This window comes from Pseudomonas sp. YNh, from assembly GCF_037993085.1.
Taxonomy (GTDB): domain Bacteria; phylum Pseudomonadota; class Gammaproteobacteria; order Pseudomonadales; family Pseudomonadaceae; genus Aquipseudomonas; species Aquipseudomonas putida.
This window is the reverse complement of the sequence record NZ_JBBMRJ010000056.1, coordinates 1-14,213: the sequence shown is the minus strand read 5'-3', so window position 1 is coordinate 14,213 and position 14,213 is coordinate 1. Positions and strand designations below refer to the sequence as shown.

The following is a 14,213-nucleotide window of genomic DNA, read 5'->3' as shown; positions in this document are numbered from 1 at the left end:
CGGTGGTTCGATCAGCCAGAGCAACTTCCTGGGTACCGGTAACAAGGTGTCCATCGGCCTGACTCGCAGCGAATACCAGACCAAGTACAACTTCGGCTTCGTGAACCCCTACTTCACCGCCGACGGTGTCAGCCTGGGCTACAACCTGTTCTACAACACCACCGACTACAGCGACTACTACGACGATGGCGTTTCGTACTATGCGATCAACAGCTACGGCGCCGGGGTCAGCTTTGGCTACCCGATCAACGAAACCTCGCGCCTGACCTACGGCCTGACCCTGCAGCATGACGACATTTCGCCGGGTACCTACAGCGCCGACGAGATCTACGACTTCATCTCCCGTGAGGGCAAGAGTTTCAACAACCTCAAAGCGTCGATCGGCTGGTCCGAGTCCACGCTGAATAAAGGCGTGCTGGCCACACGTGGCCACTCGCAAAGCCTCACGCTGATGGCCACCACCCCTGGCAGCGACCTGTCGTTCTACAAGCTGGACTACAACGGCCAGACCTTCCTGCCGGTGACCAACAACACCTCGCTGCGCCTGCACACCAGCCTGGGCTATGGCAATGGCTACGGGTCCACCGACGGCTTGCCGTTCTATGAAAGCTACACCGCGGGGGGCCAGGGCTCGGTACGCGGGTTCAAGGACGGCACCCTCGGCCCGCGCAATACCCCGGCCACCGGCACCTACGCCAGCGCGGGCCAGGCTTACTATTCCGACCGTGACACGGATGTGCTGGGGGGCAACATTCTGGTGACCGGCGGTGCCGAATACCTCTTCCCGTTGCCGTTCGTGAAGGACCAGAGCCAGCTGCGCAGCTCTCTGTTCGTCGACGCCGGCAACGTTTATGCCGACACCTGCTACCTGTCGACCACCCAGGGCTGCGGCAGCGTCGACCTGGCACAGTTGGCCGTGTCGCTCGGGGTGGGCGTGACCTGGTACAGCCCGATGGGGCCGCTGAGCTTCAGCCTGGCGGCGCCGTTGAAAAAGCCGGACAACGCCGAGACCCAGATCTTCCAGTTCTCGCTGGGGCAAACGTTCTGATACACCAGCCATGCACGGTCCCTGTAGGAGCGGCCTTGTGCCGCGATGGGCTGCGCAGCAGCCCCATCAGTTGTTGCCATGACGCTGAAATCCCGGGGCTGCTGCGCAGCCCATCGCGGCACAAGGCCGGGGCCTGTTTGAGTATTACCCGCTTTTACCCCCGCTTAACCCAAGTTGACAGTCACCTTGCCTAAGCTGGGCAACACTCGAACCCGCCCAGCAGGACACCCTCATGCCTCCGTTCACACCCTGTTTCCCCACATCACTGCGCCACGATGAAGTACCGGTCGCACTGCTCGACCTGGTCCAGCAACGCCTGGCCGGCCTGCTGGGCCCACGCTTTACCGTGGTGCTGGGCGGCAGTGGCAATGGCGCCGGGGTCAGTCATTACCACTTGGCAATACAGCACAACCAGAGCGGCGTTTCACTTGAGGACTATGGCGACGTCGGTGCCGGTTTCATCGAGCGGCTGCTGCGCATGGGCGCTCAGGTCAGGGATATGCTCGACTCAGCCACGTTCGACCGCATGGCCGGCGACGACCCGGGCCGACCGCTGGTATGGCTCAGCGAGCTGGCCAGCGACGGGGAAAGCATTACAATGCGCGCCCCAATCTGAAATATGTTTTTCCCATGAAATCACTGCTTTACGCCGTAACCTTAGTGTTTTCCTTCACCCTCCCTGCCTTGGCCAACCCGCCAGCCACGTTCACCGAGGCCAAGGTGGTGGCCAAGCAGAAGGTGTACCTGGACCAGGCCAGCAGTGCCATGGGCGACCTGTACTGCGGCTGCAAGTGGACCTGGGTGGGCAAGTCCGGCGGCCGCATCGATGCGGCTTCGTGCGGCTACCAGACCCGCAAGCAACAGAACCGCGCCGAGCGCACCGAGTGGGAACACATCGTGCCCGCCTACACCTTCGGCAACCAGCGCCAGTGCTGGAAGAACGGCGGCCGCGAGCACTGCGTGGACAACGACCCCGTGTTCCGCGCCATGGAAGCCGACCTGTTCAACCTCTACCCGGCCGTGGGCGAGGTCAACGGTGACCGCAGCAACTTCAACTACGGCATGGTCGCTGGCAATGCCGGCGAGTATGGCCAGTGCACCACCAAGGTCGACTTCGTCCAGCGCGCCGCCGAACCGCGCGATGAAGTCAAAGGGCTGGTGGCCCGTACCACGTTCTACATGTTCGACCGTTACCAACTGAGCATGTCGCGCCAGCAGCAACAGCTGCTGATGGCCTGGGACAAACAGCACCCGGTGTCGGCCTGGGAGAAAGAGCGCGACCGGCGCATTGCCGCGATCATGGGGCATGCCAACCCGTTCGTGAGCGGGGAGCGCAAGTGGACGGCTGACTACAAGCCGGTTGGCAGTGGCGTGGTGCAAGCGGTGCCGGTGAAAGCCGCCAAGGCAGAGGCCAAACCGAGCCTGGCCAGTGTCCAGTCAGTCGGGGCCGTGCTTGGCAACCGCAACAGCCACGTTTATCACCTGTCTGTAGGTTGCCCCGGCTTCAACCAGGTGGCCGCCAAGAACCAGGTTACCTTCGCTAACGAGGGTGAGGCGCAGGCAGCGGGCTATCGCAAGGCAGGTAACTGCCGATAGACCTGTATTGTCCGGCGGCTGCTGCGCAGCCCATCGCCGGCAAGCCAGCTCCCACAGGAGCTGCGCAAGGCTCAGGCCTGTGAAACCCTGTGGAAGCTGGCTCGCCGGCGATGGGCCGCATAGCGGCCCCTTGTTCTCACGTCCTGCATACCTCATTCACCAAATTCGCCGGCCGCTCGCCGGCCAGCGCGCTCAGCAGGTTGTCTACCGCGCAACGCGCCATGGCCTGCCGGGTTTCCTCGGTCGCCGAGCCGATATGCGGTGTCGCTACCACGTTATCGAGCTGCAACAGCGGCGAGTCTACTGATAGCGGCTCCTGCACAAACACATCCAGCCCCGCACCGCGTATGCGCCTGGCCCGCAACGCTTCGACCAGCGCCTGCTCATCCACCACGCGCCCGCGTGAGATGTTCACCAGGATCGCCTCAGGCTTCATCAACGCCAGCTCCCGTGCGCCGATCAGGCCTTCGGTGCTGGCGCTAAGCGGCACCGTCAGGCAAACGAAATCCGCCTGCTGCAACAACTCATCCAGGCTGCACTGGCGTGCCGCATGGCGCGCCTCCACCTCGGGCTTGGCGCGCTGGCTGTGGTACAGCACGCGCATGCCAAAGCCGGCTGCCGCGCGCCGGGCCAAGGCTTCGCCGATGCGGCCCATGCCAACGATGCCCAAGGTCTTGCCATGCACGTCACAGCCAAAATGCGCCGGCCCCAGGTTGGCCTGCCAATGGCCGTTACGCACCCAGTTCGCCAGCTCGACCACCCGCCTGGCGGTAGCCAGAATCAAGGCAAAGCCGGTGTCGGCAGTGGTTTCGGTGAGCACGTCAGGTGTGTTGGTCAGCATCACGCCACGCCGGCTGAGTTCGGCAACATCGTAGTTGTCCACGCCCACCGAAACGCTGGACACCACTTCCAGCTGTGGCGCCAGGTCCAGCAGGCTGGCATCCAGGCGCAGGCTGGCCCCCAGCAACCCGTGAGCCCCCGGCAACGCATCGCGCAGGCGGGCCAGGCCATCGGGCAGGGAGGTATCCACCCAGGTCACCTCAACGCGCTCTTGCAGGCGTGCCATCAAGTCGTCGGACAGGCGTTTGTACAGCACGATTCGCTTCTTCATTGCAGGTTTCCTATGGGTTCATGGCCAGCCGCGAGCTACCGCGCTTGGCCCGGCCAGACGTCTGGGATGTATTAAGTGCGGCGGTAAGTGCCACTGCGGTCAGCAGCGCGCCGCACATGAACAGGTAAGAGGCCCCTGGCCCGCCCGTAGCGCCATTCAGGTAGCCCACCAGCCACGAGCCGCCGAACGAGCCCAGCGCGCCCATGCTGTTGATCAGCGCCATGGCCCCGCCTGCGACGTTGGCCGGCAGGATCTCGGGCACGATCGCGAAGAACGGGCCATAGGGTGCGTACATGCAGGCGCCGGCAACCACCAGCAACGCGTACGACAGCCAGAAATGCTCGCTGCCCAACGCGTACGAGCCATAGAACGCCACGGCGGCAATCAACAGTGGCGGCCAGACGAAGCGCTTGCGCTTTTGCAGGCGGTCGGACGCCCAGGACACGCCCACCATCGCCAGCACCGCCGCCAGGTAAGGCACCGAGGCCAGCCAGCCGGCCTGCACGATATCCACATTCGCGGCCTGCTTGAGAATCGACGGCAGCCACAGCACGAAGCCATACACGCCAATGCTCCAGCAGAAGTACTGCAGCGCCAGGATGATCACCTGCGGCGAGCGGAACGCCTCGCGGTAGTTCTTCACGGGCTTGATACCCTGTTGCTCGGCAGCCAGTGCCTGCGCCAGGGCCGCCTTCTCCTGATCGCTCAGCCACTTCACCTGGGCCGGGCGATCATCCACCAGGCGCCACCAGAAGAACGCCCAGATCACGGCAGGCAGGCCTTCGATGATAAACATCCAGCGCCAGTCGTAATGCTTGATCAGGTACCCCGAAACCACCGACATCCACAGGATGGTCACCGGGTTCCCGAGCATCAGGAAGGTATTGGCACGCGAGCGCTCGGCACGGGTGAACCAGTGGCACAGGTACACCAGCATGGCCGGCATGACGGCGGCCTCTACCACCCCGAGCAGAAAGCGGATACCGATCAGCATGTAGACGTTGCTGACCATGCCGGTGAGCGTGGCAAGGCCGCCCCACAGGATCAGGCAGACGAAGATCAGCTTCTTCACGCTGCGCTTTTCGGCGTAGATGGCGCCGGGCACCTGGAAGAAGAAGTAACCGAGAAAGAACAGCGCACCCAACAGCGAAGACAGCACGGGGGTGATGTGCAGGTCTTCGGCCATGCCGGAGGCGGCGGCGAAGCCGTAATTGGCGCGGTCCAGGTACGCCAGGCTGTAGGTGACGAACACAATCGGGATGATGTACCACCAGCGGCGAGGTGCCAGGCTTTGGCTTTGCATGGTTTGGTTCTCCTGAGCTTGTTTTTTTTGTTGCAACAGGTGATTCGGGGTTGGCTGGCTCACGCGCTCCTGCGCAGGTCGTAGGCCTCCAGCTCGTGGCGCAACGGCAGCCCTTCCATGTCGCCGCGCGACTGCACGGCGCGGCTGCCGCACCAGTTGCCACGCGCCACTGCTGCGGGCACGGCGCGGCCCTCCAGCAACGCGCTGAGCACGCCGACGGCGAAGGCGTCACCCGCACCGACGGTGTCCACCACTCTGCTGACCGGCACGGGTGCTACCTGCCCTTCGCCCTTGGCGCTGCGGAAGTAGGCGCCGGCATCGCCCAGCTTGATCACCACCAGTTCCACCCCTTGGTCGAGGTAGAACGCGGCGATGTCCGCCGGGGTATGCTGGCCGGTCAGCAACCGCCCCTCTTCCAGGCCCGGTAGAACCCAGTCGGCCTTGACCGCCAGGGCATTGGTTTCGCGCACCATGCTGTCTTGATCCGGCCACAGCGAGGGCCGCAGGTTGGGGTCGAACGATATGCTGCGCCCGGCTGCGCGCATGGCGTCCACCAGCGCGTGGGACAGCGCACGGCAGCTGTCGGACAGCGCCAGCGGGATGCCGGTGGCGTGCAGGTGGCGAGCCTGCAGGCAGGCAGGGCTCAGCAGTGCGGGCGACAGCCTGCTGGCTGCCGAACCGCGGCGAAAGTACTCCACTGCCGGGTCGCTGCCATCATCGCAACGCGCCTTGAGCTGAAAACCCGTCGGGTAACTGGCATCCACCTCGACACCGGAACAGTCAAGGCCTTCGCGGCGCAAGCTTTCGAGCACGAAACGGCCGAGCGAGTCGTCGCCTACCCTGCTCAGCCAGCGCACCTTGAAGCCCAGGCGTGCCAAGCCGATGGCCACGTTGCTGTCCGCGCCGGCGATGCGTTTGCCGAACTGGCCGACACTGGCCAGGTCACCTGTTTGCTCGGCGACGAACATGGCCATGGTCTCGCCGAAGCACAGCACGTCATGCTCATGCATGGGCCACCTCCACCCTCGCGCCCAATGCAGCCAGGCTGCGTACCTGGGCACGGGTAACCGCCAGCAAGTCTTCGCCAACCAGGGGGTATTCCACGGCGCGCATCACACCGGGGGCGAACTCGGTCATCAGCGCTGCCCACGCCTGCAGGTCCGCCGCTTGGGGCGGTATGGCAACCAGGCGACCATCGGCCCGGTGCTGCACAGCCTTGCAATGCACATAGCGCACCCAACGGCCCAGTTGCCGTGCGGCTTGCCGCGCAGGCTCGCCTTGCCACTGCCAGTTGCCGATGTCGAAGGTCATGCCCAGGCGCAGCCCAAGCGTGTCGGCACGCTGGAAGAACTGCAGCAGCGGTTCGATCCTGCCACCCTGTGCGGTTTGATCGTTTTCCACCAGCAGCAGCGGCCCATGCGCAGGCAGCAGCGCTGCCAAGGCGGTTACATCGCAGTGCGCATCGAAGTGCCCCAAGGAAACCTTCAGCGCTACAGCGCCAAGCGCCCGCGCAGTTTCCAGCTTATGGACCAGTAGCGGGTCAGGCACGCCTTGCGCGGTCCACAGTTCAAGAGGTGTCGAGTACAGGCACTCCAGGCGCAGTGCGGCGATGACCGCACCGAGTGCAGCCGCGTCCGGTGCACTGGCGAACAACTCTTCGCGCAATTCCACTCGGCTGACGCCAGCGGCCGCCAGCATGTCCAGGAACTGCTCCTGTCCACGCTGCCGCACAAAGTCGGCACCGTAGCTTGAGAGGCTGATGGAAACGGGGTTCGGGTGCATTGTTTTTATCCTTATGAAACCGGTTTCATTTTTACTCGGTAGTAGCAGGCGCAGGCCTGCCGTTGCTTACTGGGGTTGGGTTGAACCGCGGATGATCAGGCTGGCCTTGAAGTCGATGCGCCGGGCTGCCCCGCTGTCGCCGCGCAGGCGACCGAGCAGGCTTTCGAATGCCGCCACACCGATACGCTCGGTGGGTTGGGCCAGTGCAGTGATGCCTTTGCCGACCAAGGGGTACCAGTCGAGGTCGTCGAGGGCGATCAGCCCGACATCGGCGAACAGGTTGCACCCGGCCTCGTGCAGGGCTCTGGTCACGGCCAAGGTGGCAACGCCGTTGAAGGTGAAGATGGCTTGCGGGCCATGGCCGCGGCTGGCAAGAAACGTAGCCAGTTGGCCCTGCAGCCCGGCGCTGATTTCCAGCACCTGCTGGCGCATGCCGGGCCGGCGGCTGACCGACGCGCCGAATGCCTGCACCCGCTCCAGGCGTGAGCTGGTGCCATCGAGGGGTTCGCTGACCGCCAGGATGTCGCGGTAGCCCTGGGCCTGCAGATGGTCGAGGGCCTGCTCGACCGCATCGGCATTGTCCAGGCCCACCAGGTCGACATTCAGCTCGGGCAATTGGCGGTCGACCAGCACCATGGGGATGTCACGCTGCAGGTTGAGCAGTTCGCCGGGGTGATGCCCGAGCGTGTTCACGATCAACCCTTCAACGTTGTAACTCTGCAGGGCCACCAGGTGGTGACGCTCCTGCTCGTCGTCGCGGTTGGTGTTGCACACCACCAGGCTGTAACCGTGCTGACGGCAGGCGGTTTCCACGCCATGCATCACGGCCACTGAATAGGGGTTGAGGATATCGGCCACCAGCATGCCGATCAGTCGCGTCTGGCCACGCTTGAGGCCGCGGGCCATCTGGTTGGGGCGGTAGCCGAGGCGTTCGATGACATCTGCCAGGCGCTTGGCCGTGGCTTCGGCCAGCAATTGGCGATCGCCACCGATGTAACGGGAGACGGTGGCTTTGGAAACGCCAGCGACACGCGCTACTTCGCTGATGGTGACCCGTTCGCGGGGATGGGCAGGCGCGTCGGTCATGGGCTGTCCTTATGATTATTGTGATAGCGATGAAACCGGTTTCAATACAGCAAAACTACGGCAGTTCGTCAACATGCCGTTGGTCGGCAATGTTGAAAAAAACATGATATTCAAGGTTAGATAATCAAATTAAATGATTGATGCAAATACAATTTCAACCAAAAAAATGTGGGAGCGGGTTCACCCGCGAATGCGTCGGTAGCTTCGACATCGCATTCGCGGGTAAACCCGCTCCCACAGTGGATCAGTGTGCAGCTGGAGAGGTCAGCGAAGCGACTTCACATCACCCGCCGTAACGGCGCTGCCGTGGTTACCCCAACTGGTTCTGATGAAGTTCACCACCTCGGCAACCTCCTGGTCACTCAGGCGCCAGCCGAATGCCGGCATGGTGAAGTTCGACGGCGCGGTGTGCGTCGCCGGCACCGTCCCCCCCGCAAGCACCACGTGAATCAGCGACGTGGCGTCTGCGGTCTGTACCACCGGGTTGCCAGCCAACGCGGGGAACACGCGGGTGTAGCCTTGGCCATCGGTACGGTGGCAGGCCGCGCAGTTGTCGATGTACACCGCCGCCCCGGGTTTGCTGTCATCACCCTTCCACAGCGCATCCGCCACCTGCTTGTCGTAGACGTGCGGCTGGTCATTCGGGTTGCTCGGCGGCAGGGTCTTCAGATAACGGGCGATAGCGGTAAGGTCGGCGTCACTCATGTGCTGCATGCTGTGTTCGACCACATCGCTCATGCCGCCGAACACCGCGCTGCGATCGCTACGCCCGGTCTTCAGAAACTGCACCAGCTGCGCTTCGCTCCAGCTGCCCAGGCCGTCCTTGTGATCGCCACGCAGGTTTTTCGCGATCCAGCCTTCCAGCGGTGCGCTGCCGGCCAGGAACTGCTCGCCCTCTGCAGGGCTCAGCGCCTTTTCCTGCATGGTCAGCGCCCGCGGCGTATGGCAGGCGCCACAATGCCCAAGGCCCTCAACCAGGTAAGCGCCACGGTTCACCACCGGGTCGGCTGCGGCCGAGGCTTGCCAAGGCTTGGCCTCTGGCGCAAACAGACCACGCCAGATTGCCAGCGGCCAACGCATGCTCAGCGGCCAGGGAATGTCAGTGGCCTGGTTCGCCTGCTCGACCGGCTCCACACCTTTCATGAAGTAGGCGTACAGCGCCTGCATGTCCTGCTCGCTGACCCGCGCATACGACGGGTATGGCATGGCCGGGTACAAGGTGCTGCCATCCTTGCCAATGCCCTTGCGTACCGCCTGGTCGAAGTCTTCGAAGCTGTAATTGCCGATGCCGCTGGCCGCCGGGGTGATGTTGGTGGAGTACACCGTGCCGATTGGCGTTTCCATCGGCAGGCCGCCGGCAAAGGCCTTGCCGCCCTTGGCGGTGTGGCAGGCCACACAATCACCGGCGCGGGCCAGGTACTCGCCCTGGCGCACCTGCGCATCGTCATTCGCCACGGCCTGTAAGGCCGTAGTGGCACCGATCAGCAGGGTTGCGATCAACATTGTCTTCATGCTCATCGCTCCTCAGGCCTGGACCAGCGGGCCGGGGTTTTTCAGGTACTGCTCGCGGATCGCACGTGCCGACCAATAAGTCAGCGCGGCCAGCAGCCCGGTCGGGTTGTAACCCAGCCCCTGCGGGAACGCCGAAGCCCCCGGCACGAACACGTTATGCACGTCCCAGCTTTGCAGGTAGCGGTTCAGTGCACTGGTCTTGGGATCGGTGCCCATGATCGCACCGCCGTTCAGGTGGGTAGTCTGGTAGCTGGCGGTGTTGAAGTGGTCCTTGACCTGCTTGCCCAGCACGGCAATGGCCTTGGGGTTCATCGCCTGAGCGATCTTGCTCAGCTTGTCGACCATGAACTGGTTCATCTTGATGTCGTTTTCCTGCCAGTCGAAGGTCATGCGCAATAGCGGCTGGCCGTAGGCGTCGCGGTAGGTGGGGTCCAGGTCCAGGTAATTGGCACGGTAGGACTGGTGGGCGCCGTGGGCGTCCATCGACACCTGGTGGGTGTAGTAGTCGGCCGTGGCTTTCTTCCAGGCACTGCCCCAGGCCGGCGTACCCGGCGGGTTGGAGGTGCCGGCAATCGGCCGGCTGCCGGCCTGGTTCACCCACATCGGCGAGCCGCCGACAAAGCCGTGGGGGCCATGGTCGAAGTTGTCGGCATTGAAATCGTCGATGGCAATGCCGTTGCCACCCGCGCCGATGAAGTTGTTGGTGTAGGTGTTCTTGTCGAAGAACGCCTTGACCGTGCCCATGTTCTGATAGGCGAAGTTACGCCCGACCACACCTTCGTTCTTGACTGGGTCGTAGGGCTTGCCGATGCCGGAAAGCAGCATCAGGCGCACATTGTTGAACTGGAACGCCGCCAGGATCACCAGCTCCGCCGGCTGCTCCACCTCGCGCCCCTGCGCATCGATGTAGGTCACGCCAGTGGCCTTGCGCTTGCTGTCGTCCAGGTTTACCCGCAGCACATGGGCATTGGGCCGCAACTCGAAGTTGGGCACCTGGCGCAGCGCTGGCAGAATGTTCACGTTGGGCGAGGCCTTGGAGTACATGTAGCACACGTAGCCGCTGCAGAAACCACAGAAGTTGCACGGCCCCATCTGCGCCCCGTACGGGTTGGTGTAAGGCCCGGAGGTGTTTGCCGATGGCAGGTTGTAGGGTTTGTAGCCCAGGCTGGTGGCGGCTTTTTCGAACAGCCTGGCCGACACCACGTTCTTCTGCGCGGGCAGCGGGAACGGGTTGGAGCGGTCCGGCGCGTAGGGGTTGCCGCCCTTCCCTTCACCCACCACCTGGCCGTTGACGGTCCAGGCCTGGCCTGAGGTGCCGAAGACCTTTTCGGCAAAGTCGAAACACGGTTCCAGCTCTTCGTAACTGACGCCGAAGTCCTGGATGGTCATACCCTCAGGGATGAACTTGCGCCCGTAGCGCTCTTCGTAATGGCTGCGCAGACGCAACTCGACCGGGTCGACCCGGAAGTGCACGCCCGACCAGTGCAGGCCTGCGCCGCCAACGCCCTTGCCCGGCAGGAAGGCACCGAGCTGGCGATTGGGCAGTGCCACGTCCTTCACGCTGTGGCGGATAGTGACGGTTTCTTTCGACACATCCACGAACAGCTTCTTGCGCACGCTGTAAGTCAGCTCATCGATCACTTGCGGGTAGCTGCCTTCCGGGTAGGTATCCTGCATCGGCCCCCGCTCCAGGGCTACCACATGCAGCCCGGCCTCGGTCAGTTCCTTGGCCATGATCGCGCCAGCCCAGCCGAAGCCGACGATAACCGCATCCACTTTGTTCAACACAGTCGCCATGCCTCAGGCCCTCTCGCCGCGGATCGATACAGCCGGGAACGGGTAAGGCTCGTTACGCTCGACCCAGTCCATGAAGTCGGCGCGGGCACCGGGGAAGCCAATCTGGGTCCAGCCGACCATGCCCTTGTTGCCGCCATGAATCGGGTCGCAGAAGAACCCCTCACGGGTGTTCTGCACCAACAGGCTGAAGAACACCTTCGCCGGGACGGTGTCGAACACCAGCTCTCCTGCCTCGACCTTGCTGAGAATACGGTCTCGGGTAGCGCTATCTTGCGCGGCAAAAACTTGCCCGCCGTTGGCTTTGCACCAGCCGTCCACGGCAGCGATGCCCAGGCGATAGATTTGTTGCGGGCTGAGCTGCAACTGGTAGCCCAGCTCGGGCGCGGCGTCGGCGTTGAACGGGCCTTGCATGTACCACTGCGCGCCAGTCGCGTAGGGGGTGTTCATCTGGCGGTCGATGAACTCGGCGGCGCCGGCTTCGAGTGCGCCGGGGCCAAGCTCATCAGCCGGGATGATGCGCGATACCGCAGCTTGTATAAACGCCCACTCTTCGGCGCTGAAGAACGTCGGTTGATAGTTGCCCGCAGGCGGCGTGGCCGGCACGTTCGGTTGCTGATGCGGTTGGGGGGCCGCAAGCAGCTGGCTGGCGCCAACGCCAAGCCCTGTGCTGGCCACGGTAACCACGGGGATCAGGGTCAAAGTCTTGCGCAGAAAATCCCTGCGCGGGTTGTCTGGAGCATGCTCAGGCATTGCGAATCCTCATCGGCTGTGCGGCGGCCTTGATAAGCGCCATCTGATTTTCCATGGGGGGTGATCTTGATAGGCCATCAAGAAGACAGCCGAATAATCTAGCGCGTTCAGAAATGTTTTGAAACCGGTTTCATACTTGACTTCTCACTGGCTGACTGCTGTCGGGGCAACGCGTTTTTCACATCAGCCTCACTCTCTAGCGACATCCCGCTACCTACAGTGCCGACGCTCTTGTGTGGAGCGAGCTGACTGGAGTGGCAAACATGCTGCAAGGCGTAATCGACAAATCACCCGCGTCCCAGATACCCCGATTGCCTTGGGGCACGGCGCTGTTCGCAGTCTTGTGCCTGCTGTTGATCCTGGGCGTAGCGGCAGCCTGGGCACATGCCCGCACGGCCATCCCCAACCTGGGCAACCCTCATCACCTGCAACACAGCGGGCTAGAGGCCGCCTGGGCGAAAGGCTCGGTGATTGTGGTGCTGCGCCATGCCGAACGCTGCGACCGCTCCAGCGGTGCTTGCCTGGGTGCCCCCAGCGGAATCACGGTCGCGGGCAGCCATGTGGCCGCCGAGGTCGGCAACGGCCTGCAGCACCTTGGCCTGGGCTCAGCCGACGTGTGGGCCAGCCCGGAAGTGCGTACCCGGCAGACCGCACACGCCATGTTTGATAAGACCGTTCCCACGCGAGGCTGGCTGAATCAGTGTGACGGCCACTTCGCCGAAAACGCTCTGGCCCTCAAGCGAAACGGCCACAACCTCGTGCTGGTCAGCCACAGCGGCTGCATGGAACGGCTGGAGCAGGCGCTCGAAGTACCTGCCAGCGCGACGTCGAACAGCTATGCCAGCGCCCTGTTCATCACCCAGGGCAGCGATGGCAAGGCGAAGCTGCTGGGCCAGATAGCGGCCAGTGAGTGGCCCAGTCTCGTTGATGCCAAGGAACTCTGAACAATGCCCTCTCGTACCGCCTTCTACCGTAATAATCTGCTGCTGCCGCTGTTGCTGGCTGCCATCGTGTTTATTGCATTCGATCTCACCGAGCTCGATCGCTGGATCAGCAACCTGCTCCTCGACCCGGCCACCGGCCAGTTCCCATTGCTGCACAACCAGTGGTTCGAAAAAGCCACCCACAAATGGCCTCGCATCCTGCCGGACTGGACCGGCGAGCTGGCAGTCATCGGCAGCCTGCTGTCGTTCATCTGGCCGCGTCTGGCCAACCACCCTCAACTGGGCCTGACCCGGATGCTGGAAAAGGCTCGCATCGCACCATTGCTGCGCTTTACCACCCGACACCGCCGTGACCTGCTGTTCGTGGTGGTGGCGTTCGCACTGAGCACGACGGTGATTCATTACCTGAAAAGCCACACCAGCGTGTATTGCCCTGTGGAAACCACGCTATATGGCGGCTCGCAGACCCGGGTCGAATGGTTCGAAAACTTCTCCGTGTGGAACAAGGCCGGCGATGGTCGCTGCTGGCCGGGTGGCCATGCCTCCAGCGGATTTACCTTGTTGGCGCTCTATTTCGTAGCCCTGCGCCACCGCTGGGCACATGCGCGCAAGTTGCTGGTGGCAATTCTGCTGATCGGGTTCGTGTACGGCACTACCCGGGTGGTGCAGGGTTGGCACTATATGTCCCATACGTTCTGGGCTGGGATCTTTGTCTGGCTGACAACTTGGGCAACGGCATTGTTCTTCTATGGGCGCGTCGCGTTGCAGGCGCCGGAAAACTGCCCTGCCATGCGTGATCCTGCTATCCCGCAGCCTTCGTAATAGAGCCTCCGGCAGTCACAAAAGCAACAACAATTCAGACAAATCATCAAGCCTCTGCTCGTTAATAATTATTTAAAAATAACTTGAAGCGAAACTTCCTACAGACCATTAGGAAGTTTCAATCTCCCATAGATATTGATTCCTCGTTAGTCTTCAGGCTTTCGCATAATGCTTGCGCCCGATCATATGGGAAGTTCGCAGCCATTGTGTGAGTTGACCTTCCAACTAGACGAGGATTAAGGATGTCCAAAGAGTCCGATGGCACTGAAACACCCGTGCCGGCCAAGAAAAAGCCAATTCTGCTGGAGGATATCAAGGGTACCCAACAGCCTCGTACCGGTACTGGTCCTCAACTCGCAACGGATCTATCCGGCTACCCCGCCGACCCGGAGTTCCAGCTGCGTGGCGGCTTCGCAAACCTGATGCTCGACGCGGCAAGCCCGCTGTTCGGGCTGGTCATTC

13 protein-coding genes and 1 pseudogene are annotated in these 14,213 nt (G+C 62.8%); 6 read left to right on the top strand and 8 right to left on the bottom strand.

The window, feature by feature from the left end:
* The 3 genes from bamA to WF331_RS28610 form a co-directional block, all read left to right on the top strand.
* Positions 1-1,048, top strand: a 1,048-nt coding sequence (bamA, locus tag WF331_RS28620; RefSeq protein ID WP_340623543.1) for an outer membrane protein assembly factor BamA, incomplete at its 5' end; no start/stop codon positions are given.
* Positions 1,049-1,280: 232 nt separating this feature from the next.
* Positions 1,281-1,664 carry a hypothetical protein gene (locus WF331_RS28615; protein WP_284360358.1) on the top strand — a complete coding sequence of 128 codons (384 nt, stop codon included), beginning with the start codon at positions 1,281-1,283 and terminating at the stop codon, positions 1,662-1,664.
* Between the two features lie 14 nt (positions 1,665-1,678).
* Positions 1,679-2,644: an endonuclease gene (locus tag WF331_RS28610; RefSeq protein WP_016499834.1), complete on the top strand. Its 966-nt coding sequence runs from the start codon at positions 1,679-1,681 to the stop codon at positions 2,642-2,644.
* A 136-nt stretch (positions 2,645-2,780) separates the two neighbouring features.
* Here WF331_RS28610 and WF331_RS28605 read toward each other — a convergent pair whose 3' ends face one another.
* The 8 genes from WF331_RS28605 to WF331_RS28570 form a co-directional block, all read right to left on the bottom strand.
* Positions 2,781-3,755: a 2-hydroxyacid dehydrogenase gene (locus tag WF331_RS28605; protein WP_340623542.1), complete on the bottom strand. Its 975-nt coding sequence runs from the start codon at positions 3,753-3,755 to the stop codon at positions 2,781-2,783.
* Between the two features lie 10 nt (positions 3,756-3,765).
* Positions 3,766-5,058 (bottom strand): MFS transporter, encoded by a 1,293-nt coding sequence (locus WF331_RS28600; RefSeq protein ID WP_016499836.1) that lies wholly within the window; start codon positions 5,056-5,058, stop codon positions 3,766-3,768.
* 59 nt (positions 5,059-5,117) lie between these two features.
* Positions 5,118-6,068, bottom strand: coding sequence for a sugar kinase (locus WF331_RS28595; protein ID WP_340623541.1), 951 nt, complete (start codon positions 6,066-6,068; stop codon positions 5,118-5,120).
* A complete protein-coding gene (locus WF331_RS28590; RefSeq protein ID WP_016499838.1) occupies positions 6,061-6,840 on the bottom strand; it encodes an epimerase KguE in 780 nt (259 codons plus the stop codon). Before WF331_RS28590 ends, WF331_RS28595 begins: the two co-directional genes overlap by 8 nt.
* Before the next feature lie 66 nt (positions 6,841-6,906).
* Positions 6,907-7,926, bottom strand: a complete 1,020-nt coding sequence (ptxS, locus tag WF331_RS28585; protein ID WP_340623540.1) for a transcriptional regulator PtxS — start codon at positions 7,924-7,926, stop codon at positions 6,907-6,909.
* A gap of 264 nt (positions 7,927-8,190) precedes the next feature.
* Positions 8,191-9,438: a cytochrome c gene (locus WF331_RS28580; RefSeq protein ID WP_016499840.1), complete on the bottom strand. Its 1,248-nt coding sequence runs from the start codon at positions 9,436-9,438 to the stop codon at positions 8,191-8,193.
* 12 nt (positions 9,439-9,450) lie between these two features.
* Complete coding sequence (locus WF331_RS28575; RefSeq protein WP_340623539.1) at positions 9,451-11,235, bottom strand: GMC family oxidoreductase; 1,785 nt, start codon at positions 11,233-11,235, stop codon at positions 9,451-9,453.
* A 3-nt stretch (positions 11,236-11,238) separates the two neighbouring features.
* The gene (locus WF331_RS28570; RefSeq protein ID WP_284360344.1) at positions 11,239-11,985 is read right to left on the bottom strand and encodes a gluconate 2-dehydrogenase subunit 3 family protein; all 747 of its coding nucleotides are present in this window, start codon (positions 11,983-11,985) and stop codon (positions 11,239-11,241) included.
* Positions 11,986-12,248: 263 nt separating this feature from the next.
* Between WF331_RS28570 and WF331_RS28565 the strand changes: the two genes are divergently transcribed.
* The 3 genes and pseudogenes from WF331_RS28565 to WF331_RS28555 all read left to right on the top strand — a co-directional run.
* Entirely contained in the window at positions 12,249-12,929 is a 681-nt protein-coding gene (locus WF331_RS28565; protein WP_284360340.1) for a lipopolysaccharide core heptose(II)-phosphate phosphatase PmrG, read from the top strand.
* Between the two features lie 3 nt (positions 12,930-12,932).
* Positions 12,933-13,751: a phosphatase PAP2 family protein gene (locus tag WF331_RS28560; RefSeq protein ID WP_016499844.1), complete on the top strand. Its 819-nt coding sequence runs from the start codon at positions 12,933-12,935 to the stop codon at positions 13,749-13,751.
* 242 nt (positions 13,752-13,993) lie between these two features.
* A pseudogene (locus WF331_RS28555) lies at positions 13,994-14,213 on the top strand (type IVB secretion system protein IcmH/DotU); the annotation flags it as partial.

Coding starts and splice junctions, on each gene's coding strand:
- WF331_RS28615 (WP_284360358.1), top strand. CDS start 1,281: ATGCCTCCGTTCACACCCTGTTTCCCCACATCACTGCGCCACGATGAA.
- WF331_RS28610 (WP_016499834.1), top strand. CDS start 1,679: ATGAAATCACTGCTTTACGCCGTAACCTTAGTGTTTTCCTTCACCCTC.
- WF331_RS28605 (WP_340623542.1), bottom strand. CDS start 3,755: ATGAAGAAGCGAATCGTGCTGTACAAACGCCTGTCCGACGACTTGATG.
- WF331_RS28600 (WP_016499836.1), bottom strand. CDS start 5,058: ATGCAAAGCCAAAGCCTGGCACCTCGCCGCTGGTGGTACATCATCCCG.
- WF331_RS28595 (WP_340623541.1), bottom strand. CDS start 6,068: ATGCATGAGCATGACGTGCTGTGCTTCGGCGAGACCATGGCCATGTTC.
- WF331_RS28590 (WP_016499838.1), bottom strand. CDS start 6,840: ATGCACCCGAACCCCGTTTCCATCAGCCTCTCAAGCTACGGTGCCGAC.
- ptxS (WP_340623540.1), bottom strand. CDS start 7,926: ATGACCGACGCGCCTGCCCATCCCCGCGAACGGGTCACCATCAGCGAA.
- WF331_RS28580 (WP_016499840.1), bottom strand. CDS start 9,438: ATGAAGACAATGTTGATCGCAACCCTGCTGATCGGTGCCACTACGGCC.
- WF331_RS28575 (WP_340623539.1), bottom strand. CDS start 11,235: ATGGCGACTGTGTTGAACAAAGTGGATGCGGTTATCGTCGGCTTCGGC.
- WF331_RS28570 (WP_284360344.1), bottom strand. CDS start 11,985: ATGCCTGAGCATGCTCCAGACAACCCGCGCAGGGATTTTCTGCGCAAG.
- WF331_RS28565 (WP_284360340.1), top strand. CDS start 12,249: ATGCTGCAAGGCGTAATCGACAAATCACCCGCGTCCCAGATACCCCGA.
- WF331_RS28560 (WP_016499844.1), top strand. CDS start 12,933: ATGCCCTCTCGTACCGCCTTCTACCGTAATAATCTGCTGCTGCCGCTG.